A 26,563-nucleotide genomic window follows, 5' to 3' on the forward strand; every position below is an offset into this window, starting at 1 on the left:
TATATTATTCGCTATCTGTTTTATATTTCAGCAGTAATGAAACGGTAAACGCTACCCCGAATGCTATCAGCATGCCAATCAGATAGTTCAGAATTGATCCCGCCTGAACTATAGCCAATCCGGGGATGCCGGTTAAGCCGACGGCGGTCATGTTCACATGATTGGCAACCACCCAGGCACCGCCAAGCGCTCCGCCTACCAGGGCCGCCAAAAATGGTTTTACAAAACGCAAGTTGATACCAAAGATTGCTGCTTCTGTAATCCCTAGTATGGCAGAGAAGGCTGACGGTAGTGCAATAGCCTTGATTTTGACATTGCGGGTTTTGAAATAAACGGCCAGGCAGGCACCGCCTTGCGCCACGTTGGACATCGCCCAGATGGGCAGCAAAAAGTTCACGCCGATATTGGGGTTTCCCAGTAATCCCGCCTCAATGGCATGGAAGCTGTGATGAACACCCGTGATGACAATAACGGAGTAAAGGCCACCAAACAACAGACCGGCCAGCCATCCTGCATGGGTGATTAGCGTGCTTAACACCATTGAAATACCGTCGCCCAACATACGGCCCGCCGGACCGATTAGCAGCATGGCGACAAAGCCGGAGATAATCACGGTCAGGAAGGGGGTGACAATGATATCCAGCGTATTGGGAACGACCTTTCGCAGCCGTTTTTCAACCAGACTCATAAACCAGACTGCCAGCAGTACCGGGAACACCGTGCCTTGATAGCCGATCATGGCGATATCCATGCCAAACAGTGACATGGTTTTGAAACCGCCAGCGACACCCCAGGCGTTGGTCAATGCCGGATGGGTCAAAATACCGCCCAGTGTGGCACCGAGGTAGGGATTGCCACCAAATTCCCGCGCAGCGGTAAAGCCGATTAAAATAGGCAGAATGATGAACGCAGCGGAGCTAAACATATCCAACATAATGAAGATAGCACTGTTGGCATCTGCCCAGCCGTAGGTTTTGATCATGCCCAGCAGTCCCATCAGCAGGCCAGAAGCAACAATAGCCGGGATGATCGGTACAAAAATATTGGAAAGCAGACGAGCGAGGCGTTGAAACGGATTAAGTTTCTGTGCCGCCAGTGTTGCCGCTTCTGTAGTAGTGGACTCGTTGACATCCGCCACCTTGATGAATTCGGCATAGACTTTATTCACCAGCCCGGAGCCGAAAATAATCTGTATTTGTCCGGCATTTTGGAAACAGCCTTTAACCCCTTCGACTTTCTCAATGGCGGCTTTGTCTGCCAGATTGTCATCCTTAAGAACCAGACGCAGACGTGTGGCACAGTGTGCGGCGCTGGCAATGTTTTCCTTTCCACCCAGCAGGGGGATAAGGGAAGCCGCAATGGCTTTAATATCCATGGTATTCCTCTTTATCAATCAGGGACGTATTAGTAACGATATTGGTGAGCTGCTGAGCGCCGACCAGCATCCGGTTAATCATCAGAACCAGGTTTCCATCTGGACACCGAAGTTCCATTCACCGCCTGCCGTAAAGCCCGTCGAACCGAAGGCGTCACTGGTGGAGTAATTATCCAGACGTTTATCCCAGTTCATATAGGTTGCGAACAAACGCAATTCCGGCCGACTGAAGAAATTGGCAATATCGCCGACTTTGAACGTTGGTGCGAATGTCAGCTTATAAAATCCACCACTTACATGATTGCGCGATAAATATCCCTGAGGATTAAGATCCATATACTGATAGCTGCCTTCATAAGCCAGCGCGAAGTTTTCTGTGATTCCCTGAATGAAGCGCGCGTTGAAGGTGGCCCATTGATAGTTATCGCCTTTGACATAACGGTCTTTACTGGTTTGCGCCAGAATTGAGGGTGCGAAGCTCCAGGTTTTGTTCAGTGCTGTGGTGCCATAGGTCGCTAGTCGCCAGGTATCTGCATCCTGTGTCAGGTTACCGTCCGAACCGACATTTTTCACTTCTGCCCCCAGCCCGTGTCCATATAGCACGGCAGTTTTGGATGTTCCGTCACGCATCCCATAGAAACTGTCGCCATGCCAGGCCAGCATCGTGTGATAACCCTTGTCACCCGCGTTAACGTTTGTCACCGATGTGCTCAGGTCCACGTCGCTGGTTTCGCGACGGTTATTGTTTTTGGCGCTCAAGCCGCTCAGCATAAACTGGAATGGCCCGATCCTGTTGTTACTGGTTAACACATAGTTATGAATTTCGTTATCCAGTGAGGTGATGTCCCCCAGACTGCGTCCATAAATTGAAACGCTGGTTTTCCAGCCGTCCACGGGCTGTATGTCATAGATACCGCCTCCCGTCCCTGCCAGGAAAACGATATCGGAATCGAGCCAATGGATATCAAAGTTATCACGGTCGAAACGTTTACCGGCCCATAACGTGGTGCCCTTGAACGCGCCAGTAAAGGTCGGCAGGGAACCCAGTTCCACAAACGCTTCGCGTACGTTCAGATCGCTGGAAGACGCGGTCCAGTCGTTATAGCTGCGCTGGCCATCAGCCATCATCACCTTGAAGCGAGTGGTGGCGCCATTGTCCAGCTTGGTTTTGTGCTCCAGCTTCATCTCAAGATAAGTGTCATCTTCATTACCCAAACGGCCGACATAACCACCGGTACTTCCGGCGGGGGTCATGCTGGGTCCTATATCGGCATTGGAGCTGGTGGTTGAGTCGTTAATGGACAACCCGGAACGGGCATAACCATGAAATTCGAATCCGTCGGCAAAATTGCTTTTGCTGGCCAGCGTTTCGGTACGCTGGGTTATCTGTTTGGCGGTCTGCTCTACCTGTTCAGTGCGGGCAGTCAGCGTCTGGGCCTCTTTTTCCGCGGCATCGGCTCTGGCTTCAGCCTGTTGTGCGCGTTGCTCCGCTTGTTGCAGACGTTGTTCCAGTGCGTTCAGTCGGGCTTCAATACTGTCAGCACTGGCGGCTGATACATAAGGGGCAGAGAAGATTAGCCCTAGTGTTATGGCGAGATAGCGTGGCTTCATCATTATGGTGTTCTCTTTTTAATTGGAACTATATTGTTTTGCTAAATTGCTAAACCGGTTATGCAAAACGAAAATAAAGGTTGAGCCAGTGAATTAGCAAGCGAATTTACCAGCCATATCTGTTAACTGTGATCCTGACTGCAAAACAGGTGATAGCCGTTGCTAGTGCTGCAACGGCTGAGTTGATCAGTGAATTAGGGGAGAAGGTTTGGTTAACTGATGAGCAAAGGGTAACGCCGTCATGGCGCCTTTGGCGGTGGTTGCCAATGCACCGCAGTTTTGTGCCTGATCGATAATATTTTGCCAGGATGGCAGGCGGTCGGGTGTTTCATATTCCGCCAAACCGTGCAGTAGACCGGCGACAAAAGCGTCCCCGGCACCCGTCGTGTCGACAGGTATCACTATCGGGGCGTGATAGTGTTGCAAGTGCTGTCTATCCCGCAGCCATACTCCGTATCCGCCTAATGTTACCAGTAGTAATTTCAGCGGATAGCGCGCCATTAATTGCTCGGTTCCTCTGCTGATATCCGTGGTACCGCTGAGTAACTGAAACTCCTCTTGTGACAGTTTCACTACATCCGCTAATGCCAGGGCCTGGTCGAGGCAATCCAGCAGTTCCTGACGGCTGCTCCACATATCTTCTCGGATGTTGGGATCAAAGCTGACCCAGCCGGCTGCGGCTTTGATGCATTTCATCGCCTGAAACGCCGTACTGCGGGACGGCTCCTGAGAGAGCGCGATGGAACATAGGTGTAACCATTCTCCGCGCTGAAAGTCCGGTAAATCTTCCGGCTGTAGGAACAAATCCGCGCTGGGACGCACCATAAAGGTAAATGATCGTTCTCCCTGTTTGTCCAGGCTGACCACTACCGTTGATGTGCGATGCTGGCTGTCCAATATCATGTTTTTGACATCAACTTTCTCTTTAATCAATGTATTACGTAAGAAGTGACCAAAAACATCTTTACCGACTCGGCCGATAAACCCACTTTGTCCACCTAGTCTGGCAACCCCTACGGCTACATTGGCGGGGGCGCCACCCGGACATCTCAGATAGCGGTCTTTATCTTCTGGAATGAGATCAACAACAGCGTCTCCCATTACCCATATTTTATGTGACATAAGAACACTCTTTACAGGAGTAATTAGACTGTTTGCTAACATAGAAGAATCGGTTTAGCTAATCAACACATTCATATCCGGAGTGAGGGTACCTGCCACTACATACCTGCCAGGAATCTGTCAGCAGGTGGTGTGACCGATTCAATAAAAATTGTTTTTGTCCGATAACCTGAAATCAATGCCTGATAAAGTAAGGGCGATGACTTTATTATCTAATAACCGCAGTTAAAGGAGAAAAAGACATGGATGGTTGCCTGCCGCAGTTTACTTTGCCGTTGTCTCCCATTTTGGTCCTGATATCGCGACTACCGCAGGAATGTTGCCGTGCGTAAATATCATTTTTTGTGGGTTATCTGGGTGATGTGGGCCGGTGGCGTTGTTTTCTGGCTGACGGATGCACGTCTTGCGTTATCGGCCATGGCACTGCGCTATGGAACCCTGATCGGTCTGAGTCTGATTTTAATCACCCTGATCGCTGTTTTATTTGGAAGTAAAAGGAGTAACCATATGTTTTCATTTGATAAAAGTAAAAAATCCGCTGAAACGCTGCAAGACACTCAAGCGGTAAATGATGCTGAGAAGTCCGTGCCAGTGCTACCGGAAACGGCGCTGGTCGTCAGCCCGGTACGGGTGAAAAAAGACACCTTTATTTCTCAGGGTATACAGCTTGTCGGTCGGGTTGAAGGGAACTGCAACATCACTATTGAAGGCAATATTGAAGGTGACGTGCAGTGTGAACACGTGATTAAAGTTGAGCTCGGCGGCAGTGTAAAAGGTGAACTGAGAGCGGAGCAGATTATTGTCAATGGTCTGGTCGAAGGTCGGTTGTATGCCAGCGTCATTAATGTTTTGTCTGCCGGTAATGTACGGGGCGAAGTTTATGTTGATGAATTTACTATTGAGAAAGGGGGAGTATTTATTGGTCAGTCTAATTTGTTGACGCAGGATAAGGAAAAATCAGATTTAAAGAAAAAAGTTGTAAACAACGCGCTAAATGATAATGATGAAAATAATGTCACCGTGCTGGCTAAACCAGTGAAATAAATTATTCATATAACGAATAACCTGGATGATCATCAGGAATATAATTAACCTGATAATAAATGTCTGGGCTTTTTTGTTGGCCTTATTAAATATCAATATCGGCTATACCTATGAATAATGCGAGTGGCAGGAAGGCAGTAACGGAGCGGGTCCTCAGGCGCTTACTCAGGTAAGTGCCTGGGCAAGGAGAGCCAACGCATCTGCCACTTAACGGATGGCGATATATATCCGTAAATTATGGCGGTATTCTCTGCTGTTGTAGTTCTATTCTAAAAATAAGCGCTGATGACGGAAAATAATAAAAATGGGTCCGTTCCCCTCTACTACCTTTATTGGGGGAAAGCGAACCGCTCTTCTGGCCATAATACCGATGATGAATATCATCTGCTGCCTTATCACTGCCTGGATGTGGCAGCTTGTGGGTATTGGCTGGTGAAGCAGAATCGCTTTCAGGCGCAGGATATTATGCAGTCACTTGGGTTAACCGGGGACGCGGCCGCGTTGTGGCTGGCCTGGTTTCTGGCTTGGCATGATATCGGTAAATTTGCCAGAGGCTTCCAGCAACTCTATTCCTGTCCTGATTCACCGCTAGTCAAACCTGCCGGTAAGGCTTATCTGGAACGCCATGATTCGCTGGGTTTCTGGTTGTGGAATGAGGTGCTTTATGATCGCTGGCAGACTGATCCCACCTGGTTGCCACATGCCACGGTGCCTGAAAAAATGGAGAGATCAATTGAGATATGGATGCGATTGGTGTGCGGACATCATGGTAAACCGCCGCTGCATAAGGACAGTCTGAGTCCGGCGTTTCATGCTGATGATTATCAAGCCGCGCAGGATTATCTGACTGAGCTGCACAGTGTTTTTCCCTCCTTAACCGAGTTCCCCCCACAGTTTGCCGATAAAAACTGGCGACAACAGTTGATTCAACACAGTTGGTCGCTGGCGGGTATCGTGGTGCTGGCGGACTGGCTGGGTTCTCATCAGGACGATTTCCCCTATCGGGCACAACCGATATCGTTGGTGGAGTATTGGCATCAGCACGCGTTACCTCAGGCCAAAATCGCGGTGGGCCGCTTGCCATCAGCACCAGTTGTGAAACCGTTTCAAGGCATTAGCGGGCTGTTCCCGTTTATCCAGCAGCCCACGCCATTACAACAACAGGCGCTGGCGGTGGATATCACCGCACCTGGCCCGCAGTTGTTTATTCTGGAAGATGTGACCGGCGCGGGCAAAACTGAAGCGGCGATGATTCTGGCTCACCGCCTGATGAGCCAGCAAAAAGGGCAGGGGATTTATGTCGGGTTGCCGACGATGGCCACTGCCAATGCGATGTACCAGCGTTTGTCGCGGGCTTACCGGGCACTGTACGTGGAGGAACATCAACCTTCACTGATGCTGGCACACGGCGCACGTGAGATGGTAACCGCGTTCCGTCAGTCATTATGGTCCGAAGATAACCGCGGACAGGCACAGTATGACCAGGATGAATCCAGCGCCAGTGCAGCCTGCAACAATTGGTTCGCTGACTCGCGTAAAAAGGCGCTGTTGGCGGATGTCGGAGTTGGAACGCTTGATCAGGCGTTGATGGCGGTGATGCCTTACCGGCATCAATCACTCCGCTTGCTGGGGTTGTGCAACAAAATTCTGCTTCTGGATGAAGTTCACGCCTATGACGCCTATATGAGCAAGATTCTGGAAAACCTGCTGGCGTTTCACGCCCGACAGGGCGGCAGTGCGGTTATTCTCACCGCCACGTTATCTTCCTCCCAACGTGAACGGTTGTTGCAGGCTTTTCATCAAGGGATGAACGCGCCAGCGATACCACTTCATCCTGCGGAGGACGCCGGATACCCGTGGTTTACCCACCTGACACAACAACATTTGACCGAGTTGCCGCTGGCGACCCGTCCGGAAGTACAACGCTCGGTACAGGTCCACTGGCTAACACAACGGGAGCAAGGGATCGACATTATTCGTCAGGCGCTGGACGCCGGACAGTGTGTCTGCTGGATCCGCAATACCGTGGATGATGCGATAGCGGTGTATCAGCAATTACGTCAAAGCACGTGGCTGCCGCAAGAAAATTTACTGTTGTTTCATAGTCGTTTCGCATTTTGTGATCGCATGGAGATTGAGCAACAGGCGTTGGCGTGGTTTGGCAAATCCGACCAGTTGCCGCAACGGCGCGGCAAGGTACTGATCGCCACGCAGGTAGTAGAACAGTCGTTGGATATCGACGTGGACGTGATGATAAGCGATCTGGCGCCGGTGGATTTACTGATTCAACGTGCCGGACGGTTACAGCGCCATATCCGTGCGCTAGATGGCCGTTGTAAAACCAACCTGGACGCTGAACCGCTGCACGATGAACGTCCGGCTGCCACCCTGCATATCCTGGCACCGGAATGGCAACCCGAGGCGGAGGCTTCCTGGCTGGGCAGCGAGTTACGCCACAGTGGTTTTGTCTATCCCGACCAGGCGGTGCTGTGGCGGACACAGGCGATGTTACGTGATAGCGGCGCTATTCGTATGCCGGAAGATGCCCGCATGCTGATCGAAAGCGTCTATGAAGAGCAGATCCCTGCGCCTGCTGCATTGCAGGATATCGCCAATCAGGTGCTGGGTAACACCTACAGCCAGCGTTCTGTGGCGAAACAGTCGTCACTCACTATGGCGCAAGGGTATTCCATTACCTCCAGTGATCGCGGGTGGGGAGAAGAGGTCGATATCTTTACCCGGCTGGGTGCGGCTTCCATCGATGTTTATCTGGCCTGGCAGCCAGCCACTGACAATGAACTTCCGCAACCTTATGCCGGAGCCGGTGAATTCGGCTGGGATAAAAGTCGTTTATCGGTGCGGGAAAGCTGGTGGCAGAAGCATGAAAAAGTACTGCCGGTATTGCGGGACGAACGGTTGGAACGGTTTCGCCAATGTTTGCACCGCCCGACGGCGCAGGTATTGCTGCTGACGCCGGGCGAGACACCTGCGTTTTACCGTCAGGAAACGGGGCTGACCGCCCCGGAATAGTGATGAGAAAACGATAAATCAAATGAAGTGTCCTCACGGACGAGGTGTAACTGAGGAGATAGATCCATGTTTTCATTGATTGAAGCGCCGTGGTTACCGGTTATCCGTGCCGATGGGCGTCAGGACCAGATTTCTCCCCGACAGTTAACTGACGATCAGGTGATTGATCTTGACTGTCCGCGTGCGGATTTCCAGGGCGCGGCCTATCAGTTGCTGATTGGCCTGCTGCAAACTGCCTATTCACCGCAAGATGAAGAGGCGTGGCAGGAGGTATGGGATAACGGGCTGGGAGAGGGCTGGCAGGCGGCGTTAACTTCATTGGCGCCCGCCATGCAGTTTGGGCCGCAAAAGCCGGCATTTTTACAGGATTTCTCCTCGCTTGACAGCGATCCAATGCCGATCTCCGGCCTGCTGATTGAGGCTCCCGGTGGTAATACCCTTAAGCTGAATAAAGACCATTTCATCAAGCGTGGCACGGTCAAAGCCATTTGCCCGCATTGCGCCGCGATGGCGCTCTATACCCTACAAACCAATTCTCCTTCCGGCGGCGTGGGGCATCGTACCGGGATGCGTGGTGGTGGGCCGATCACCACGCTGCTGATGCCGACGGATAATCGTCAGCCTCTGTGGCGCAAACTGTGGATGAATGTGATGACACAAACGGTGATCCCCCATTCCGGTTGCTCGTCAGCGGTATTCCCGTGGTTGGCGGCTACCCACACCAGTGAAGGGGATAAAGACAAAGTGACGCCGGAAAACGCCCATGAGCTACAGGCGTACTGGGGAATGCCTCGGCGCATTGAAATCGATTTCAGCCAGTCGCAGGCTGGGAAGTGCGATCTGTGCGGCACGGTGTCAGAGTCGTTACTGACCCACTACCGCACAAAAAATTACGGTGTCCAGTACGACAGTTGGCAGCACCCGTTAACGCCGTATCGCCAATCGCTGAAAGACGGATTGCTGCTGTCCGTGAAGGGTCAGCCGGGAGGATTGGTGTACCGCGACTGGATGGGTGTGGTGCTGGGCGCTGAAGATCGTAATAACGTCACGATCCCGGCCAGAGTGGTGCAGAAAAATCACGGTTACAAATGTTTGCGCAGAAAAGTCGGGCTGTGGTGTTTTGGCTACGATATGGACAACATGAAAGCCCGTTGCTGGTATGAGCACTATGTTCCATTGCTGGAGGGCGCCAGTATGGAAGTTCATGATTATCTGCCATGGGCCATTGAACTGGCGACCGGTACACAGATGCTACTGCGTCAGTCGGTAAAAGAGGCCTGGTTTGATCGCCCGAAAGATGTGGGCGGGGATTTCAGCTTTATTGATGTGGCCTTCTGGCAGGAAACCGAGCAGTTTTTTGTCCGGCTGTATCAGAATCTGGTTAACGGTCAACCGGCAGCGGAAGTTCTCAGGCAGTGGCAGCACGCGCTGTATCTCTATCTGCTCGGCACCTATGACCGTCTTACCTTTGGCAACCCGGATCAACAGGGCGATTTACTGCGGGCAGTAGGCGCACGCAACAAAATGGTGAAATTCTTTTACAGTCAAAAAGTTGCCAAACTGATTAAGCAAATGCAGCCAGAGAACATGGAGGCTCAGAATGGGTAATACCGCAACACTGCTGATGGTGAAAAACCTGATGGCGACCCGTATAAATACGTGGTTCGATAATCTGCAAAACCGCCATAATGAAAGCCACAATGGTCGCGCCGAGCGGGCAGAATTGCGGCGCACACTGCCGCCTTACGGCGCGCTGACCTGTGCTGGTTTCCGCCGTCTGGCCAATATGCTGCCGGACTTACTGGGTGGCAGTGAAACCCGTCTGCTGGCGCTGGCGGTGTTTACTGCCGTGGCCGCCCATGCGGAGGGTAATAACCGTGAGAAAAGTTTTGCCGCTCAGTTAGGGGAAAAAATTAAAGGGACGGATCGTACTTACTTATCAACGCTGCGTTTTGAACGTTTACAGCGTGCCACCTCACCAGAAGAGTTCTGTCGCTTGCTGATCCGTGCAGTGAAAATCCGTGGTGAGAAAGGTGTGAATCTGCCGTCATTGGCGGATGGCATTTTCCTGTGGATGGCAGAGTGGCAGGCGCGACAGCATAACGAAGCCCCCGGCATCGATCCTTTTAAACGCAATGCAGTGCGCTGGGCCTGCGAATACGGCCAGGCAACACAAACTTCCGTAATAGACGAAACGACAGCCGCGATTTCAGATAAGGAATAATCATGACCACTTTTATCCAGCTCCATTTCTTGACCGCTTATGCGCCCGCCAACCTGAACCGTGACGATGCCGGACGCCCCAAGACAGCTATCGTGGGGGGAGTAGAACGCTTACGCGTCTCTTCCCAAAGCCTGAAACGCGCCTGGCGAACGTCTGAAGTGTTTGAATCCGCATTGACCGGACATATTGGCCAACGTACTCGTCGTTTGGGGCAGGAAGTGTATAAAGCGTTGATTGCGGGTGGGATGGCGGAAAAACTGGCCGATAAAGCGGCACTTGGTATGGCAGCCCAGTTTGGTAAAGCTAAAAAAGAGGAGAAAGAGAGTAAAAACCCACTGGAGAAGTATGACATTGAACAGTTGGCCCATGTCAGTGTGCGGGAACGGGCGCTGGTGGATGCGCTGGTGAACACGTTGGTTGCAGAGAACCGCGAGCCTGCCGCTGAAGAACTTAAATTGTTGCGTAAAGATATCGCCAGTGCGGATATCGCTTTATTTGGGCGGATGCTGGCCTCCAGCCCGGCATTCAATATTGAGGCCGCATGTCAGGTGGCGCATGCGCTCGGCGTCAGTGCCGTTACGGTGGAGGATGATTTCTTCACTGCCGTGGATGACCTCAATAATGATGAAGATGCCGGTTCGGGTCATATGGGCGAACAGGGTTTTGCCTCATCGCTGTTCTATCAATACATCTGCATCAATCGTGATCTACTGCTGGCAAATCTCGGCAATGACGACGCGCTGCTACAGCGGACTTTGCGGGCATTGACGGAAACGGCATTGACGGTTTCTCCCACAGGTAAGCAGAACAGCTTTGCCTCCCGTGCCTATGCCTCTTATGCGCTAGCGGAACGAGGTACACAGCAGCCACGGGCGCTATCAGTGGCGTACTTCACGCCGATCCGTAGCCAGAACCAACTGGTCGATGCCATTACGGTACTGGAAAATCAGAAGGCGAAGTTTGATCGCGCCTATGGGGCCGGTAGTCTGGAACAGACGGTGATGAACGTAGAATCCGGCACCGGCAGCCTGGCTGAACTGATGGACTTTATCGCGCAGTAAGGGAGAAACAGATGACTCACTATCTGGTATTTCAACTCTATGCACCACTGGTGTCATGGGGTGAACCGGCGGTGGGGGAAGTGCGACATACTTCACCCATCCCCAGCCGTTCCGCACTGTTGGGGTTGCTGGCCGCCGCATTGGGCATTCGACGTGATGAAGAGGAGCGTCTGGTGCAGTTTAATCAGCATTACCGTTTTGCTGTTCGACCCTTATCCGGTTGTGAAGGTTGGTTACGTGATTATCATACGGTGCAGATGCCGAAGGAAGATCGTAAACGTATCCGCCGAACCCGGCGGGACGAGTTGTTGCCGGACGCCGGGCAATCACTGGAAACGATGCTGACCACCCGCGAGTATCGTTGCGATGCGTATTACCATATCGCGGTCAGTGAAACGCCCGACGCACCCTATTCGCTGCATCAACTGGCTGATGCCCTGCGTGAACCGGTATTTACACTCTATCTGGGGCGTAAAAGTTGCCCTCTGGCATTGCCGCTGGCACCCCATCTCTTTAGCGGAACACTGGCGGATATCTGGCAGCAGGCCAGTAATACCACGTTGCTCAACGATGAAGACCTGCAACGGCTCAATCACCCTACCGGCCTTTGCTATTGGGAACAGGATGATGACAGCGGTATGCCGGTGCTATCTCGTGTTCTGCGTGGCGACCAGCCGCTTAGTCGCAGGCGTTGGCAGTTTACAACTCGCAGGCAGTATAGCGGCACCTGGAAGGGGGAAAAGTGATGTTTTTTTCCCGAGTAACCTTACAACTGGCGGCGTTGCCCGCGGTGATGGCGCAAAAGCGTCAGTATGCGGGTGGTTATGCCAGTCACCAGTGGTTGTGGCAATTGTTCCCGCAGGATGAAACGCGTCATTTCCTGTTTCGGGAAGAAACGCTGGGGTCAGGCAATCAATTTTATCTGCTTTCCCAACAGGCGCCTCGTCAGGATCACAATCTGTTCCGTGTAGAAACCAAACCCTACCAGCCGCAACTACGGGATGAAATGGCGCTGCAATTTTCACTGCGCGCCAACCCGGTGGTGATGCGCCAGCGTCAGCGCAGCGATGTGCTGATGGATGCCAAACAGCGTGCCAGACAGCAGGGTGTCAGTGGTGATGCGCTGTGGCGGCATCAGCAGGATGCGGCGACCCAGTGGCTGCAACAGCAGGGTGAGCAGAGGGGATTTACGGTGGATGTTTGCCGGGTGGATGGTTACCAGCGACATCGGTTGTATAAGCCGGGACAGGAAAATGCTATTCAGTTCAGCAGTGTAGATTTTGACGGCCTGTTGCGCATTACCGATGTCAGCCGCTTTATGGCGGCGGTGCAGTAGGGATTGGGGAAAAGTAAAGCATTGGGTTGTGGTCTGCTATTACTCCGGCGGGCCTGACAAAACAATCACCGGAGGCAGAGATGGTTTACGTTCCGCTAAATCCGATTCCGTTGAAAGATCGGACCTCCATGATCTTTCTGCAATATGGCCAGATAGATGTGATTGATGGTGCCTTTGTGCTGGTGGATAAAACCGGCATCCGTACTCATATTCCAGTGGGGTCGGTGGCCTGCATTATGTTGGAACCCGGCACACGGGTTTCTCATGCCGCGATACGGTTGGCGGCGACAGTGGGGACGCTGTTGGTGTGGGTGGGGGAAGCTGGAGTACGTTTGTATGCTGCCGGGCAACCCGGCGGTGCTCGATCCGACCGATTGCTGTATCAGGCGCGCTTGGCGCTGGATGACGAGTTGCGTCTCAAAGTGGTTCGAAAAATGTTTGAGCTCCGCTTTGGTGAACCGGCACCCAGTCGCCGCTCGGTAGAACAATTACGCGGTATTGAAGGTGCGCGGGTGCGCCAGACCTACACGCTGTTGGCGCAACAGTATGGTGTGAAGTGGAATGGCCGACGTTACGACCCTAAAGACTGGGAACGGGGCGACAAGGTGAACCAATGCATCAGCGCCGCTACGTCCTGCCTGTACGGTATTACGGAAGCGGCGGTGTTGGCGGCGGGTTATGCCCCGGCCATTGGTTTTGTTCACAGTGGCAAACCGCTGTCGTTTGTCTATGACATTGCCGACATCATCAAGTTTGACGGTGTGGTGCCCAAGGCTTTTGAAATTGCGGCGCGTAATCCGCAGGAACCGGATCGGGAGGTGCGCCTTGCCTGCCGGGATATTTTCCGCAGCCAGAATACGCTGGGTAAGCTTATTCCGTTGATTGAAGCGGTGTTGGCGGCCGGAGAAATTGAGCCGCCGCAACCGCCTGCTGACGCACAACCTCCGGCTATTCCCGAGCCTACGCCATTCGGTGATGTCGGTCACCGGGGGAGCGGCGGATGAGTATGCTGGTGGTCGTGACGGAAAATGTGCCGCCGCGTCTGCGTGGTCGGCTGGCGATATGGTTGCTGGAGGTTCGTGCTGGCGTCTATGTGGGAGAAACTTCGCGGCGTATACGGGAAATGATCTGGCAACAGATTGTGGAACTGGCCGAACAAGGGAATGTGGTGATGGCATGGGCAACTAATACGGAATCCGGTTTCGAGTTCCAGACCTGGGGCGAAAACCGCCGTATGCCGGTGGATCTGGATGGACTGCGGTTAGTCTCTTTTCACCCCATTGAAAATCAATAAGTTAGTGTTCTTTAACAAGCAGAAAAAATTGGTGGATTTTTTAAGACTGGAAAATTCCTTATAAAACAGGTATATATTTTTAGAGTGTTCCCCGCACCCGCGGGGATAAACCGCGTCGGCATGTTATTGTCCTTTGCGTGGGCGTGTGTTCCCCGCACCCGCGGGGATAAACCGTTCTCATGGCGCAATGCTCCCTCCTGTAAACGGTGTTCCCCGCACCCGCGGGGATAAACCGCTCATCACCGTTCATTTCCAAAACGTCTTTTAGTGTTCCCCGCACCCGCGGGGATAAACCGCGCAGACCATGCGGCATTCATTATAGCTGGGGGTGTTCCCCGCACCCGCGGGGATAAACCGATTTCACACCTTCTTTTTGTGTTATGGCCGATGTGTTCCCCGCACCCGCGGGGATAAACCGCCAGATGATGCATATAGCGAGACTGTTCGCGGGTGTTCCCCGCACCCGCGGGGATAAACCGGTACTGAAGATGCTAAAAAAGTGGCACGTTACGTGTTCCCCGCACCCGCGGGGATAAACCGTTTATCGAGTTGACTACCCTCTTCACCAGATTGTGTTCCCCGCACCCGCGGGGATAAACCGGCTATTTATCTCTGCGCTGATTGGGCTGATTCGTGTTCCCCGCACCCGCGGGGATAAACCGCATTACTGACGAAGAAAAGAAAAAAATGTTCGGTGTTCCCCGCACCCGCGGGGATAAACCGGTATGGATGTATGAATCCAATCTCAGGCTTCTGTGTTCCCCGCACCCGCGGGGATAAACCGATTTTGGCGGCTATTCAAGAGATTCCGCAGATGTGTTCCCCGCACCCGCGGGGATAAACCGATGATAAGGGGCTTGACAGGGAGGCAAAGAAGGTGTTCCCCGCACCCGCGGGGATAAACCGGTCATACATATCTGATTCGTCAATGTAGCCAAGTGTTCCCCGCACCCGCGGGGATAAACCGGTGAAATCCCGATTGACGTTGCCGCTCAGGTGGTGTTCCCCGCACCCGCGGGGATAAACCGGCTTCCCATTTTTTTTATTTGTCTTTATCCAGGTGTTCCCCGCACCCGCGGGGATAAACCGAACAGGATATAGCGCAATTGTTTCAGAAATAGGTGTTCCCCGCACCCGCGGGGATAAACCGAAAGAGAATTGTTGAGTTCGCCGGTGATGTTCGTGTTCCCCGCACCCGCGGGGATAAACCGAAAAACTTCGGTGACACAATTGATAGTCGTATGTGTTCCCCGCACCCGCGGGGATAAAAGCGTTGAAAGGGTTCTCTGATGGCACCATTAACGTGTGTTCCCCGCACCCGCGGGGATAAACCGGCTGAAACTCTGGATTTAAATTCATATCAGGGGTGTTCCCCGCACCCGCGGGGATAAACCGGTGGGATTGTGATGGAATTTGAAATGCCAAACGTGTTCCCCGCACCCGCGGGGATAAACCGATGGGACGATAGCTGCAATCTGTGGAATCTCTGTGTTCCCCGCACCCGCGGGGATAAACCGGCCTTTATTAATCGTTTCAGTTAGTTTTGACAGTGTTCCCCGCACCCGCGGGGATAAACCGTACAATTAGATGGTTGGTGTGGAACCACGGATGTGTTCCCCGCACCCGCGGGGATAAACCGTTGCGCTGGATGAGGTGATGGTCACTCTGACCGTGTTCCCCGCACCCGCGGGGATAAACCGCGGCAAGGTTATGATATATATGGGTGCAGCAAGTGTTCCCCGCACCCGCGGGGATAAACCGCCCTGTGCTGAAAGGGTGCGCCCCGCTTTTTCGTGTTCCCCGCACCCGCGGGGATAAACCGTACAGCATCACGCAGCACCATGAGATGCCCCAGTGTTCCCCGCACCCGCGGGGATAAACCGATCCCGGGCCATACGATAGATAACGGAAGGCTGTGTTCCCCGCACCAGTGGGGATAAACTGGATCCTCTGTCAGTGTGATGTCGTCTCCTGTACCCCGCAGGGACAATAGCTTTATTTTTGTAATAAATAGTTACCGTATTTTCCATTCTTTATCGGTTATGGAGCACGTTAATTTGCTTTGACGGTCTTTATTTCGTTCAGAAAGTGGCATGATGTGCAGTTCCGATCGCAATACTGATTACCGTAGCACTAACAGTGGACTGATGTTGTTGAGCCGGGGAGGGACCGTGGAAGCAGACAATATTCTGGGAGTGATTTCTCGTTATCTTAAAAAACTGCATGTGTTGACGTTGTGTGTCGGCAGTGGTGATGATTTGTGGTGCGCCAACTGTTTTTATACGTTTGATGAACGTCAGGTGGCGTTTTATCTGATGACGGAAGCGAATACCAGACACGGTGAAATGATGCTGAGGCATCCTCGGGTGGCGGGTACGGTTAATGGCCAACCCAAGAGTGTACTGCTGATTAAAGGTGTGCAATTTTTAGGGGAAATAGCCTTGTTAGAAGGTCAGGAAGGCGCTGATGCACGTAGTCGCTACAATACGCGGTTCCCTATTTCTCGTGGAAGTAATGCACCTGTTTGGAAATTGTCGCTAAACGAAATGAAAATGACTGACAACGCACTGGGCTTTGGGAAAAAGCATCTCTGGCAACGGCGCGAAATGGCCCTGCCACATTAGTTTCTGGTTAATGGAGCTGTATGAGTCGGATTCTGCTGCTTGGCGCAACAGGGCTGGTCGGTGGTGAACTGCTGCGCTTATTGATGATGGATGCGCGTGTCGAGGTGATTTATGCACCGACTCGTCATCCTTTATCGCCTGCCGTAAAGGTGGTGAATCCATGTGCGGTTAATTTGCCGATGGCGCTTTCCCAACTGACGGAGCCGGTGGATATCGCCTTTTGTTGTCTGGGCACTACCCGTAAACAGGCTGGCAGTCGGCAGGCGTTTCGCGCAGTGGATTATTCATTGGTAGTGGAATGCGCCGGTGTTGCGCGGCGATTGGGCGCCAGCCATCTGCTGGCAGTCAGCGCGATGAGTGCTGACCTGTCGTCGCCATTTTTCTATTCGCGGGTAAAAGGTGAAACTGAACAGGCATTGATACAGCAAGATTGGCCGCGTTTAACGTTGGCGCGTCCTTCGATGTTGCTGGGACTACGGCCACAACGGCGCTGGCTGGAGTCACTCTCAGCCCCGCTGTTCAAGTACCTGCCTGGCTGGCGGGCAATTGAAGGAAAAACCGTGGCTCAGGCATTGCTGAATCAGGCCTTTTCGCCGCCAGAGCCCGAAAACGTATCGGTATTGACGTCACAACAGTTGCAGCGATTGGCCCAACCATAATGGCTTAACGCAGATGATGGATCACCTGATTGCTGCTGCCGTGCCAGATAAGTGATGGGTCTTTTAAATCCTGTACAAATTTGCCATCCACCAGCACGTTGATTAAATCGACTACCTGACGCTGTTCCGGCGTCAGTTCTGCCAGTACATAACCGGTCCACACCCAGATATCTTTACCCGGACATTCGGCCCGGATACGCTGTACCAGTTGCAGAATGGCTGGCACGTTCTGTGGATGCAGCGGGTCGCCACCTGAAAGGGAAATGCCTTGACGGGGGATGACGGTATCCTGTAGGTCGGCGATAATGCGGTCTTGTATTTCCTGGGTGAACGGATTCCCGGAGTTCAGCCGCCAGGTGCTTTTATTGTAGCAGCCGGGGCATTGGTGCTCACATCCGGCAACAAACAGCGTACAGCGTGTACCGGGACCATTGACTACATCAACGGGGTAATACTGGTGATAGTTCACGACGTTGTACCGTATAAAGGGCCGCTATATCACGGCCATGAGTGGATGTGTTGTGTCTGTTTTCATGCCAGTGCGAACAGGGATCCATCGGCGTCGGATATGGGGACTTGGCATGGATCCCCGCTTGCGCGGGGATGATATCCGGGGTGTGGTCAGTCGACGGCGCGCCCGACCACTGAGATAATGAATCCCCCGTTAACCCAACTGCCCATTGTTCAGATGTTTCACCCGGCGTTTAACTTCTTCTTGCTTGCCGGCGTTAAACGGCCGGGCATCCGGGCTGCCCAGATAGCCGCATACCCGGCGGATTACCGATACGCGCGCAGGGTCGTGGTTACCACATTTCGGGCAGGTGAAACCCTTGCTGGTACAATCAAACTCGCCGGTGTAACCACACTCGTAGCATTCATCAATTGGCGTGTTGGTGCCGTAATAAGGCACGTGGGTATAACTGTAATCCCACACATCCTCCAGCGCTTTCAGATTGTGTTGCAGGTTAGGATATTCACCGTAACAGATGAAGCCACCATTCGTCAGCGGCGGATAAGGCGCTTCAAAGTCGATTTTTTCATAGGGGTTAACCTTCTTTTCCACATCCAGATGGAAGCTATTGGTGTAGTAGCCTTTGTCGGTAACGCCGGGCACAACGCCAAATTCAGCGGTATCCAGACGGCAGAAGCGGTCGCACAGGTTTTCGCTTGGCGTACTGTACAGACTAAAACCGTAGCCGGTTTCTTCTTTCCAGCTGTCGGTGGCAGCTTTCAGACGGGCAACGATAGCCACGGCTTTTTCTCGCAGCATATCGTTGTCGAACACATGAACTTCATTGCCGAACAGGGCATTGATGGTTTCATGCACCCCGATGTAACCCAGCGAGATGGAGGCTCGGCCATTTTTGAAGATATCGGCGATGTTGTCGTCCGCTTTCAGGCGTACGCCGCAAGCACCTTCCATATACAGGATCGGTGCAACCCGTGCCTTGACATTTTCCAGTCGGGCGATTCGGGTCATCAGGGCTTTTTTCGCCAGCAGCAAACGTTGGTCAAGCAACTGCCAGAAACGGGCTTCATCCCGGTGGGCTTCCAGTGCGATACGCGGCAGATTAAGGCTGATAACACCGAGGTTGTTACGGCCGTCGTGGATTTGCTGGCCATTTTCTTCATACACGCCGAGGAAGCTGCGACAGCCCATCGGGGTTTTGAACGAGCCGGTGACTTCCACAACCTGATCGTAATTCAGAATATCCGGGTACATACGTTTGCTGGCACACTCCAGCGCCAGTTGTTTGACATCATAATTTGGGTCGCCCGGCTTATGATTGAGCCCTTTACGGATGGCAAACACCAGTTTCGGGAACACGGCGGTTTTGCGGTTTTTACCCAGACCGGCGATACGGTTGCGCAGAATGGATTGCTGAATCAACCGGGATTGCCAACTGGTGCCCAGCCCGAAACCGAAGGTAACAAACGGTGTCTGGCCATTGGCGGTATGTAAGGTATTGACCTCGTATTCCAGTGACTGGAATGCGTCGTAGCACTCTTTTTCCGTCCGGTTGCGGGCATACTCTTCGGCGTTGGGAATATTCCACGCTTTGGCAACGTCCTGATGTTTTTTATGGCTGGACGTGACAAATGGCGCCAGTATTTCATCAATACGGTTAATAGTCGTGCCGCCATAGATGTGGCTGGCGACCTGGGCGATGATTTGCGCCGTGACGGCAGTAGCGGTAGAAATCGATTTAGGCGGCTCGATTTCCGCGTTCCCCATTTTGAAGCCTTTGGTCAGCATACCGTTCAGGTCGATCAGCATGCAGTTGAACATTGGGAAGAACGGCGAATAATCCAGATCGTGATAGTGAATTTCACCGCGTTCGTGCGCCAGCACGACGTCACGCGGCAGAATGTGCTGTTTGGCGTAGTGTTTAGCGACAATTCCGGCCAGTAGATCGCGTTGGGTCGGGATCACCTTACTGTCTTTATTGGCGTTTTCGTTGAGCAGTGCGACGTTGCTTTGCTCGACCAAACCACGGATTTCCTGATTTAGTCGCCCCTGTCGTTCACGTGCGACATCACGGTCATGACGGTACTCGATATAGGTACGGGCCAGTTGTTTGTAGTTACCTGACATCAACAGGTTTTCCACTACGTTCTGGATTTCACCAATCTCAACCTTGGCTTTTCCCTGCATTTGTTGAGCGACTGCACAGGCGACGGTTGCACAGTAATCCGCATCATTCACACCGGCGGCGTGGGCTGCACGTTCCACCGCTTCTCTGATACGGTTTTCATCAAAGGGAACCTGGCAACCATCCCGTTTAATCACTACTGGTTTCACGTTTTTTTCCTCTGTTCATGTTATCCACAGGCGAGAACTGCCGCTAGCAAAAGGTATTAAGGGTCTGTGGATGCTTTTGTGGATAAACACTACATATGGGCTCTGTTAATAGGATAGACACTATATATTGAATATGCGTAGTAATGTTCACGCTTTTATTGCTGCTTAATTGATGTAGAGCAAAGAAAAGCAGATGTAGTAGATAATGCAGCCTTGTACAAATAGTAGGCAAAGTGGCGTTTGGCGCTGGATATCCCTGATGGATAAGGGATTACAGCATGTCACATTTTTGGCTATCAAGGCATCTAGACATCCAGATGTATTTTTTGTAAGGTGGCAGGATATCTTTTTCAGGTTCATTTACTAAGGAAAATGACGATGGCAGAAAATGTACTGATTCTGGATGGTGGAATGGGGCGTGAACTGGCCCGTATCGGTGCGCCGTTTCGTCAACCGGAGTGGTCGGCGCTGGCACTGATGGAATCACCACAGCATGTGCGTCAGGTACATGACAGCTTTATCGCCGCCGGAGCACAGGTCATCACTACTAATAGCTATGCCGTCGTGCCTTTTCATATCGGTGACGCGGTTTTTCAGGCCCGCGGTCACGAACTGGCCGCGCTGGCGGGACAACTGGCTCGTCAGGCCGCCGATGCCGCCCCACATCCGGTACGGGTTGCCGGTTCACTGCCGCCGGTACTGGGGTCTTATCGTCCGGATTTGTTTGATGCTGAAGCGGCGACGCCAATTCTGCGGGTATTGATCGACGCACTGACCCCTTATATTGACGTATGGCTGGCTGAAACCCAGAGTTCGCTGGCGGAAGTGGCGCTGGTGCGTGAACTGTTGGGCGATGATCAGCGTGAATTGTGGATTTCTTTCACCTTGCAGGATGACCTTGACGAGCAAGGCCATGCCCGATTGCGTTCTGGTGAAACCGTTACCGCCGCGGCAGAAACCGCCATTAAACTGGGTGCCGCCAATTTACTGTTCAATTGCAGCCGTCCGGAAGTGATGGCTCCGGCAGTCGCTCAGGCCAGTACGGCGTTACGCCAACAGCAATCCACTATCGGTATTGGTGTGTATGCTAATGCGTTTGAACCGGAAGATAATCACCGTGGCGCCAATGAAGGATTAAGCCGCCTGCGTGTCGATACGCACCCGGAAGGCTACCTGCAATGGGCGACCGAGTGGGTTGCCCAGGGTGCGACGTTGGTCGGGGGCTGCTGTGGCATCGGGCCAGAACACATCGCTCGTCTGGCGCAGTCGCTGCCGCGCTGAATGTCATCACCTGACGTATAAATATAATAAACAGACATCCCACCAGGATGAGATAATAAAGGAAACACAACACCATGAATCGTCGTCATTTTATCAAAGGCGCCTGCGCCGTTTCCGTTACTGCTGCGATGGCGGGCTGGCCACTGGGCCATGCGGTTGCTGCACCATCCAATGATAAGCCGAAGAAAGGCGGCCATCTGATCGTCGGCGTAGATAATGCCTCCAGTACTGACCGTCTCGATCCGGCTTTCTGGTTTGAAACCTATATGTATTTTGTCGGTTCCCAGTTGTTTAATAACCTGGTGGAGCTGAATGAGAAAGGCGAACTCACGCCATCGCTGGCCGAGTCCTGGTCCAATGCTGATGGGGGCCGTCGCTGGATCCTCACATTGCGCAAAGGTGTACAGTTCCATGATGGCCGGACACTGACGGCAAAAGACGTTATTTATTCCCTTAACCATCATCGTGGTGAAAAATCCAGTTCGTCCGTGAAAGGCTATCTGACACCGGTAACATCGATGGAAGCCACTGACAGCCACGAAGTCACCATCCTCTTGAATGAACCCAACGTGGAATTTGTCTCTCTGCTGAGTGATGTCCATTTTGCCATTACACCGGAAAACGAATCTTTTGATAAAGGGATCGGGACGGGTGCCTTTATTCTGGAAAGCTTCCAGCCGGGTGTACGCACCCTGGTGAAACGTAACCCGAATTACTGGAACAGCGAACGCGGCCATGTTGATTCGGTGGAAACGCTGGCGATGAACGACTCTACCGCCCGCGTCGCCGCGTTGGTGAGTGGTTCGGCGCATATAGTCAACCGCGTGAATCCACGCATCGTAAGCCGTATTGAGCACATGCCGAACCTGAAACTGTTGCGTTCCCGTGACAGTCAGATTTTCACTTTCCCCGGTTTGGGCAATGTGGCGCCGTTCACTTCGCTGGATGGTCGTCTGGCGCTGAAATATGCCATCGATCGGCAACAGATGATTGATACCGTATTAGGCGGTTATGCCAGCGTCGCCAACGATAACCCGATTTTTCCATCCAACCGTTATTTCGCCAAAGATATTCCGCAGCGCCCATATGACCCGGAAAAAGCCAAATGGCATTGGCAGAAAGCCGGTTTCAGCGGCCCGTTGGTGTTGTCGGTGGCAGATGCCGGTTTCCCCGGCGCGGTGGATGCCGGGCAGTTGTACCAGGCTTCCGCACAGCGCGCGGGTATTCCATTACAGGTGGAACGTGTGCCGGATGATGCGTTCTGGGACAATGTCTGGATGAAGAAACCTTTCGTGTCTTCCAACTGGTCGATGCGCCCGACGGCGGATGCTTTGCTGTCGCTGGTGTTCACTAGCCAGGCACCGTGGAATGAATCGGCCTGGAAGAACGCGGCGTTTGACCAGCTGGTAGCATCCGCGCGTGGTGAACTGAATGAAGATAAGCGTCGCCAGATGTATCACGATATCCAGGTGATGCTGGTGGAAAAAGGCAGCGAAATCATCCCGCTGTATGCGGATGCGCTTGATGCCTGTAGCAATAAAGTGCAAGGACTGACGGCTATTCCGGGCTTCCCGCTGAGCGGCAATCGCGCAGCAGAAAAAGTGTGGCTGGCCTGAGTATAGGTAAGAGCAACGTGACAGTATGTAATCGATTAGGAACCCGTTTCCCGCTGCTGACGATGATTGGCCGTCGTCTGCTGGCGGGGATGGTGATGCTTGTGGTGGTATCGATGCTGATTTTTGCTGGTATTCAACTGTTGCCGGGCAACGCCGCCACCGCCATTTTGGGGCAGACCGCCACGCCGCAAGCCGTGAAAGCGCTGAATCTGCAACTGGGATTGGATCAACCTGCGATCTCGCGTTATCTCTCCTGGTTGGGCGGAGTCGTCAGTGGTGACTTTGGTCACAGTTTTACCAGCCGCCAAAGTATTGCGCCAGTGCTGGCCTATCGTCTGGGGAATACACTGTTTTTGGCCGGTTGTACTGCCGCCATTGCTGTGCCGCTGGCATTGCTGATTGGCTTTCTTTCCGTGCGTTATCAGGACAGTTGGCTGGATCAACTCCTGAGTATGTTCACCCGTACGGCGGTGGCGTTGCCGGAGTTTTTCTCCGGTTATCTGCTGATACTGATTTTTTCCATCATGCTGTCCTGGTTACCGAGCAATAGCAGTATTAGCGACGATATGTCCTTGTCGTCACGGCTGACGGCCATTGCCTTGCCCTGTTTTACGCTGGTACTGGCGGTGCTGGGGCATATGAGTAACATGACCCGTGCGGCGCTGATCAATGCACAAAATGCGGCGTATGTTGATACCGCATTGCTGAAAGGGATCTCGCCTTCCGGTATTCTACTGCGTCACGTGCTGCCCAATGCCTGGGGGCCAATCATTAACGTTATCGTGCTGAACCTGGCTTACCTGATGGTCGGCGTAGTGATTGTCGAAAATGTGTTTGTGTATCCAGGGCTGGGGCAGTATATGGTGGACAGCATCAGTAAGCGCGATGTGCCGGTCATTCAAAGCTGTGCGCTGGTGCTGGCCGCGATTTATATCTTGCTTAATCTGTTGGCGGATGTGGTGGCGTTGATAGCGAACCCGCGTTTACGTCATGCTCGACAGTAAATCTCACCTTGTATCGTGAGCCGTAACACTGCAAACAAGAGTTATATCGACCGTAATGGATAATACCGAATGCCTCCTCTGAAACCTTCCGTGGTGCTCGGCCTCCTGGCGCTGGGCATCTTTATTTGTGTCGCGCTACTGGCCCCCTGGATTGCCCCGTATCCGGCCGATAAGATCATTGGCGGCGCCTGGCTGGGGCCGATGGGGAATGCCTGGATGGGCACGGATAATCTGGGGCGCGATCTGTTCTCCCGCCTTATCTGGGGTACCCGCACCTCGCTGTCCGTGACGGCGCTGGCGGCGGCGCTGGCGTTTCTGCTCGGGACATCGCTGGGTTTTCTGGCCGGCGTTTGTGGCGGCTGGGTTGATCAGTTGATTTCCCGCGTGAATGATGTGCTGATGGCGATTCCCACCTTGATTTTTGCGTTGGTGGTGTTGGCGATGTTACCGAAAAATACCGCTATCATCATTCTGGTACTGGGTGTGCTGGAAGCGACTCGCGTGTTACGGGTGTCGCGTTCTCTGGCGGTGGATATTGCCACGCAGGAGTTTATCGAGGTCGCGCGGATGCGTGGCGAATCAATGCGCTGGATTCTGTGGCGCGAAATTCTGCCTAACGCCTTGACTACGCTGGTGGCGGAGTTTGCTCTGCGTTTTATCTTCATTTTGCTGTTTCTGTCGGCGCTATCGTTTCTGGGCATGGGCATTCAGCCACCGACGGCAGACTGGGGCGGTCTGGCGCGGGATAATAAAGATGGCATCCTGTTTGGCGTGTGGGCGGCACTGGTGCCCGGCGCGGCGATTGCCCTGCTGGCGGTATCACTGAACGTGGTGGCGGACTGGCTATTAAGCCGTGATGGCCGTAATTGGCATGGAGGCAAAAATGGCTGAGTTATTGCGCGTGGAACAGCTTCAAGTGATCGCCGGGGATTGTACGCTGGTGGAAGATATCTCGTTCACGCTGAAGAAGGGTGAAGTGCTGGGATTGATTGGGGAATCGGGTGCGGGCAAGTCCACTATCGGACAGGCGATCCTCGGTCATTGCCGTTATGGAATGCGTATCCGACAGGGGAAAATCTGGTTTCAGGATACCGATCTGGCGACACTTTCCGAACGCCAACTGCGTAAGGTGCGTGGTCAGCGCATCGCCTATGTCGCGCAGTCGGCCAGTGCTGCGTTTAACCCGGCGCGTAAAATTGGCGAACAGGTGATTGAGGCGGCGGTACGTCATGGCGTGATGTCGCGCCAACAGGCGACGGTACAGGCGTTAACACTGTTTAGTCAGTTGTCGCTGCCTGAGCCGGCGGTGTTTTTTCAACGTTATCCGCATCAGGTTTCCGGTGGTCAGCTACAGCGGGCGATGATCGCGATGGCGATGTGTGCCGGACCGGATCTGATTATTTTCGATGAACCGACCACTGCGCTGGATGTTACCACCCAGCTTGGCGTGCTGAAAGCGATTGACGACATCATTCGCCTGACCGGTGTCGCGGCGCTTTATATCAGCCATGATCTGGCTGTTGTGGCGCAGATCAGTCATCGGATTATGGTGCTGCGGCATGGTCGTCAAGTGGAAACCGCGACAACCGCGCAGTTATTGGCACATCCCACCGAAGACTATACCCGCCAATTATTACAAGCTAAAAGTGAGCAGAAAATCCCACTGCCACCGCTGAATGATGTGTTGTTGGATATCCGTGGTATCAGTGCTCATTATCAGCAGCAACCGGTGTTGGAAGCTGTTTCTCTGCAACTGACGCGTGGCCGTACGCTGGCGGTCATTGGTGAGTCCGGGTCGGGTAAATCAACCCTTGGGCGCACGGTATGTGGTTTATTGCCACCGAGTGCCGGGGAGATCCACCTGAAAGAGGAACGCTTGTCACCGAAGTTGGCGCAGCGTACCCGTCAGCAGTTGCGGTCGATACAGATGATTCATCAGCATCCAGACACTGCTTTAAACCCGCGTCTGCCGGTGGGAACACAAATTGAACGGGCGATGGTATGTCTGAGCGACTTTTCCGCGGCACAGCGGGGTGAACGCGTACGGGATTTATTACATCAGGTCGGGCTAACAGCTGAACTGGCGGCACGCTACCCGACGTCGCTGTCCGGTGGACAGAAGCAGCGGGTGTGCATTGCTCGGGCGCTGGCCGCCCAGCCGGAATTGATTATCTGCGATGAGCCAACGTCGGCGCTGGATCCGCTGGTGGCGCGTGACGTGCTGGCACTGTTGCGCCAGATTCAGCAAGAAACCGGCGTATCCTACCTGTTTATCACCCACGATCTGCATGTGGTACGGGAAGTGGCGGACAGCGTGGCGGTGTTGCGTCACGGACGCATTATCCGCCAGGGGCCGGTTGTCGAAACCCTGGCACCACCGTTGGATGACTACACCCGGCAATTGCTGGTGGCGGTGCCGGAAATGCGCTGTGGTTGGCTACAGGACGTGATGACCGCCAGTCAGTAAGACTACGTTGGG

Annotated in this window: 21 protein-coding genes and 1 CRISPR repeat array; of the genes, 16 read left to right on the top strand and 5 right to left on the bottom strand. The window is 53.2% G+C overall.

What is annotated here, in order from left to right:
* Nucleotides 1–4: 4 nt before the first annotated feature.
* The 3 genes from RS889_RS02290 to RS889_RS02300 all read right to left on the bottom strand — a co-directional run bounded on the left by RS889_RS02290 (nt 5) and on the right by RS889_RS02300 (nt 4,108).
* Nucleotides 5–1,375: a sucrose-specific PTS transporter subunit IIBC gene (locus RS889_RS02290; protein ID WP_315709163.1), complete on the bottom strand. Its 1,371-nt coding sequence runs from the start codon at nt 1,373–1,375 to the stop codon at nt 5–7.
* Between the two features lie 81 nt (nt 1,376–1,456).
* Nucleotides 1,457–2,986 carry a carbohydrate porin gene (locus RS889_RS02295; RefSeq protein ID WP_315710878.1) on the bottom strand — a complete coding sequence of 510 codons (1,530 nt, stop codon included), beginning with the start codon at nt 2,984–2,986 and terminating at the stop codon, nt 1,457–1,459.
* 186 nt (nt 2,987–3,172) lie between these two features.
* Nucleotides 3,173–4,108 carry an aminoimidazole riboside kinase gene (locus RS889_RS02300; RefSeq protein WP_315709164.1) on the bottom strand — a complete coding sequence of 312 codons (936 nt, stop codon included), beginning with the start codon at nt 4,106–4,108 and terminating at the stop codon, nt 3,173–3,175.
* A 324-nt stretch (nt 4,109–4,432) separates the two neighbouring features.
* Here RS889_RS02300 and RS889_RS02305 point away from each other — a divergent pair, with 324 nt between their 5' ends.
* From RS889_RS02305 to RS889_RS02355, 11 genes are all read left to right on the top strand, one after another.
* Entirely contained in the window at nt 4,433–5,152 is a 720-nt protein-coding gene (locus RS889_RS02305; RefSeq protein ID WP_021013293.1) for a bactofilin family protein, read from the top strand.
* A gap of 285 nt (nt 5,153–5,437) precedes the next feature.
* A complete protein-coding gene (gene cas3, locus RS889_RS02310) occupies nt 5,438–8,182 on the top strand; it encodes a CRISPR-associated helicase Cas3' (RefSeq protein WP_315709165.1) in 2,745 nt (914 codons plus the stop codon).
* Between the two features lie 66 nt (nt 8,183–8,248).
* Nucleotides 8,249–9,790 carry a type I-E CRISPR-associated protein Cse1/CasA gene (casA, locus tag RS889_RS02315; protein ID WP_315709166.1) on the top strand — a complete coding sequence of 514 codons (1,542 nt, stop codon included), beginning with the start codon at nt 8,249–8,251 and terminating at the stop codon, nt 9,788–9,790.
* Nucleotides 9,783–10,406, top strand: coding sequence for a type I-E CRISPR-associated protein Cse2/CasB (gene casB, locus RS889_RS02320; RefSeq protein WP_315709167.1), 624 nt, complete (start codon nt 9,783–9,785; stop codon nt 10,404–10,406). Before casA ends, casB begins: the two co-directional genes overlap by 8 nt.
* Before the next feature lie 2 nt (nt 10,407–10,408).
* Nucleotides 10,409–11,467: a type I-E CRISPR-associated protein Cas7/Cse4/CasC gene (gene cas7e, locus RS889_RS02325; RefSeq protein ID WP_315709168.1), complete on the top strand. Its 1,059-nt coding sequence runs from the start codon at nt 10,409–10,411 to the stop codon at nt 11,465–11,467.
* A gap of 11 nt (nt 11,468–11,478) precedes the next feature.
* Nucleotides 11,479–12,213 carry a type I-E CRISPR-associated protein Cas5/CasD gene (gene cas5e / locus RS889_RS02330; RefSeq protein WP_021013288.1) on the top strand — a complete coding sequence of 245 codons (735 nt, stop codon included), beginning with the start codon at nt 11,479–11,481 and terminating at the stop codon, nt 12,211–12,213.
* Nucleotides 12,213–12,803, top strand: a complete 591-nt coding sequence (cas6e, locus tag RS889_RS02335) for a type I-E CRISPR-associated protein Cas6/Cse3/CasE (RefSeq protein WP_315710879.1) — start codon at nt 12,213–12,215, stop codon at nt 12,801–12,803. The genes cas5e and cas6e overlap by 1 nt, the downstream gene beginning before the upstream one ends.
* Before the next feature lie 80 nt (nt 12,804–12,883).
* Complete coding sequence (gene cas1e / locus RS889_RS02340; RefSeq protein WP_315709169.1) at nt 12,884–13,807, top strand: type I-E CRISPR-associated endonuclease Cas1e; 924 nt, start codon at nt 12,884–12,886, stop codon at nt 13,805–13,807.
* A complete protein-coding gene (gene cas2e / locus RS889_RS02345) occupies nt 13,804–14,097 on the top strand; it encodes a type I-E CRISPR-associated endoribonuclease Cas2e (protein WP_021013285.1) in 294 nt (97 codons plus the stop codon). The genes cas1e and cas2e overlap by 4 nt, the downstream gene beginning before the upstream one ends.
* A gap of 84 nt (nt 14,098–14,181) precedes the next feature.
* Nucleotides 14,182–16,041: a CRISPR direct-repeat array (repeat unit 29 nt; unit sequence GTGTTCCCCGCACCCGCGGGGATAAACCG).
* Nucleotides 16,042–16,268: 227 nt separating this feature from the next.
* A complete protein-coding gene (locus RS889_RS02350; protein ID WP_315710881.1) occupies nt 16,269–16,721 on the top strand; it encodes a YhbP family protein in 453 nt (150 codons plus the stop codon).
* 20 nt (nt 16,722–16,741) lie between these two features.
* Nucleotides 16,742–17,380 (top strand): Rossmann-fold NAD(P)-binding domain-containing protein, encoded by a 639-nt coding sequence (locus RS889_RS02355; protein ID WP_315709170.1) that lies wholly within the window; start codon nt 16,742–16,744, stop codon nt 17,378–17,380.
* Between the two features lie 4 nt (nt 17,381–17,384).
* On the opposite strand, the gene nrdG is transcribed toward RS889_RS02355, so the two are convergent.
* Both nrdG and nrdD read right to left on the bottom strand, forming a co-directional pair.
* Entirely contained in the window at nt 17,385–17,849 is a 465-nt protein-coding gene (gene nrdG / locus RS889_RS02360) for an anaerobic ribonucleoside-triphosphate reductase-activating protein (RefSeq protein ID WP_021017338.1), read from the bottom strand.
* A 195-nt stretch (nt 17,850–18,044) separates the two neighbouring features.
* Nucleotides 18,045–20,183 (bottom strand): anaerobic ribonucleoside-triphosphate reductase, encoded by a 2,139-nt coding sequence (gene nrdD / locus RS889_RS02365; protein ID WP_021017337.1) that lies wholly within the window; start codon nt 20,181–20,183, stop codon nt 18,045–18,047.
* Nucleotides 20,184–20,561: 378 nt separating this feature from the next.
* Here nrdD and RS889_RS02370 point away from each other — a divergent pair, with 378 nt between their 5' ends.
* The 5 genes from RS889_RS02370 to RS889_RS02390 all read left to right on the top strand — a co-directional run bounded on the left by RS889_RS02370 (nt 20,562) and on the right by RS889_RS02390 (nt 26,551).
* Nucleotides 20,562–21,464 carry a homocysteine S-methyltransferase family protein gene (locus tag RS889_RS02370; protein ID WP_021017336.1) on the top strand — a complete coding sequence of 301 codons (903 nt, stop codon included), beginning with the start codon at nt 20,562–20,564 and terminating at the stop codon, nt 21,462–21,464.
* 74 nt (nt 21,465–21,538) lie between these two features.
* Nucleotides 21,539–23,080: an ABC transporter substrate-binding protein gene (locus tag RS889_RS02375; protein WP_021017335.1), complete on the top strand. Its 1,542-nt coding sequence runs from the start codon at nt 21,539–21,541 to the stop codon at nt 23,078–23,080.
* Nucleotides 23,081–23,142: 62 nt separating this feature from the next.
* Nucleotides 23,143–24,084: an ABC transporter permease gene (locus RS889_RS02380; RefSeq protein ID WP_315710883.1), complete on the top strand. Its 942-nt coding sequence runs from the start codon at nt 23,143–23,145 to the stop codon at nt 24,082–24,084.
* A 69-nt stretch (nt 24,085–24,153) separates the two neighbouring features.
* Nucleotides 24,154–24,975, top strand: a complete 822-nt coding sequence (locus tag RS889_RS02385) for an ABC transporter permease (RefSeq protein ID WP_021017333.1) — start codon at nt 24,154–24,156, stop codon at nt 24,973–24,975.
* Entirely contained in the window at nt 24,968–26,551 is a 1,584-nt protein-coding gene (locus tag RS889_RS02390; protein WP_315709171.1) for an ABC transporter ATP-binding protein, read from the top strand. The genes RS889_RS02385 and RS889_RS02390 overlap by 8 nt, the downstream gene beginning before the upstream one ends.
* Nucleotides 26,552–26,563 lie beyond the last annotated feature (12 nt).

It is taken from the genome of Brenneria uluponensis, from assembly GCF_032395385.1.
GTDB classification, from domain to species: Bacteria; Pseudomonadota; Gammaproteobacteria; order Enterobacterales; family Enterobacteriaceae; genus Prodigiosinella; species Prodigiosinella aquatilis.

Bases quoted from the DNA above. Each gene is read 5' to 3' on its own strand.
- casB (WP_315709167.1), top strand. From the start codon at position 9,783: ATGGGTAATACCGCAACACTGCTGATGGTGAAAAACCTGATGGCGACC.
- cas1e (WP_315709169.1), top strand. From the start codon at position 12,884: ATGGTTTACGTTCCGCTAAATCCGATTCCGTTGAAAGATCGGACCTCC.
- RS889_RS02375 (WP_021017335.1), top strand. From the start codon at position 21,539: ATGAATCGTCGTCATTTTATCAAAGGCGCCTGCGCCGTTTCCGTTACT.
- RS889_RS02295 (WP_315710878.1), bottom strand. From the start codon at position 2,986: ATGAAGCCACGCTATCTCGCCATAACACTAGGGCTAATCTTCTCTGCC.
- cas7e (WP_315709168.1), top strand. From the start codon at position 10,409: ATGACCACTTTTATCCAGCTCCATTTCTTGACCGCTTATGCGCCCGCC.
- RS889_RS02390 (WP_315709171.1), top strand. From the start codon at position 24,968: ATGGCTGAGTTATTGCGCGTGGAACAGCTTCAAGTGATCGCCGGGGAT.
- cas2e (WP_021013285.1), top strand. From the start codon at position 13,804: ATGAGTATGCTGGTGGTCGTGACGGAAAATGTGCCGCCGCGTCTGCGT.
- RS889_RS02290 (WP_315709163.1), bottom strand. From the start codon at position 1,375: ATGGATATTAAAGCCATTGCGGCTTCCCTTATCCCCCTGCTGGGTGGA.
- cas5e (WP_021013288.1), top strand. From the start codon at position 11,479: ATGACTCACTATCTGGTATTTCAACTCTATGCACCACTGGTGTCATGG.
- RS889_RS02380 (WP_315710883.1), top strand. From the start codon at position 23,143: ATGATTGGCCGTCGTCTGCTGGCGGGGATGGTGATGCTTGTGGTGGTA.
- cas6e (WP_315710879.1), top strand. From the start codon at position 12,213: ATGTTTTTTTCCCGAGTAACCTTACAACTGGCGGCGTTGCCCGCGGTG.
- cas3 (WP_315709165.1), top strand. From the start codon at position 5,438: ATGACGGAAAATAATAAAAATGGGTCCGTTCCCCTCTACTACCTTTAT.
- RS889_RS02370 (WP_021017336.1), top strand. From the start codon at position 20,562: ATGGCAGAAAATGTACTGATTCTGGATGGTGGAATGGGGCGTGAACTG.
- RS889_RS02385 (WP_021017333.1), top strand. From the start codon at position 24,154: ATGCCTCCTCTGAAACCTTCCGTGGTGCTCGGCCTCCTGGCGCTGGGC.
- RS889_RS02355 (WP_315709170.1), top strand. From the start codon at position 16,742: ATGAGTCGGATTCTGCTGCTTGGCGCAACAGGGCTGGTCGGTGGTGAA.
- RS889_RS02300 (WP_315709164.1), bottom strand. From the start codon at position 4,108: ATGTCACATAAAATATGGGTAATGGGAGACGCTGTTGTTGATCTCATT.
- casA (WP_315709166.1), top strand. From the start codon at position 8,249: ATGTTTTCATTGATTGAAGCGCCGTGGTTACCGGTTATCCGTGCCGAT.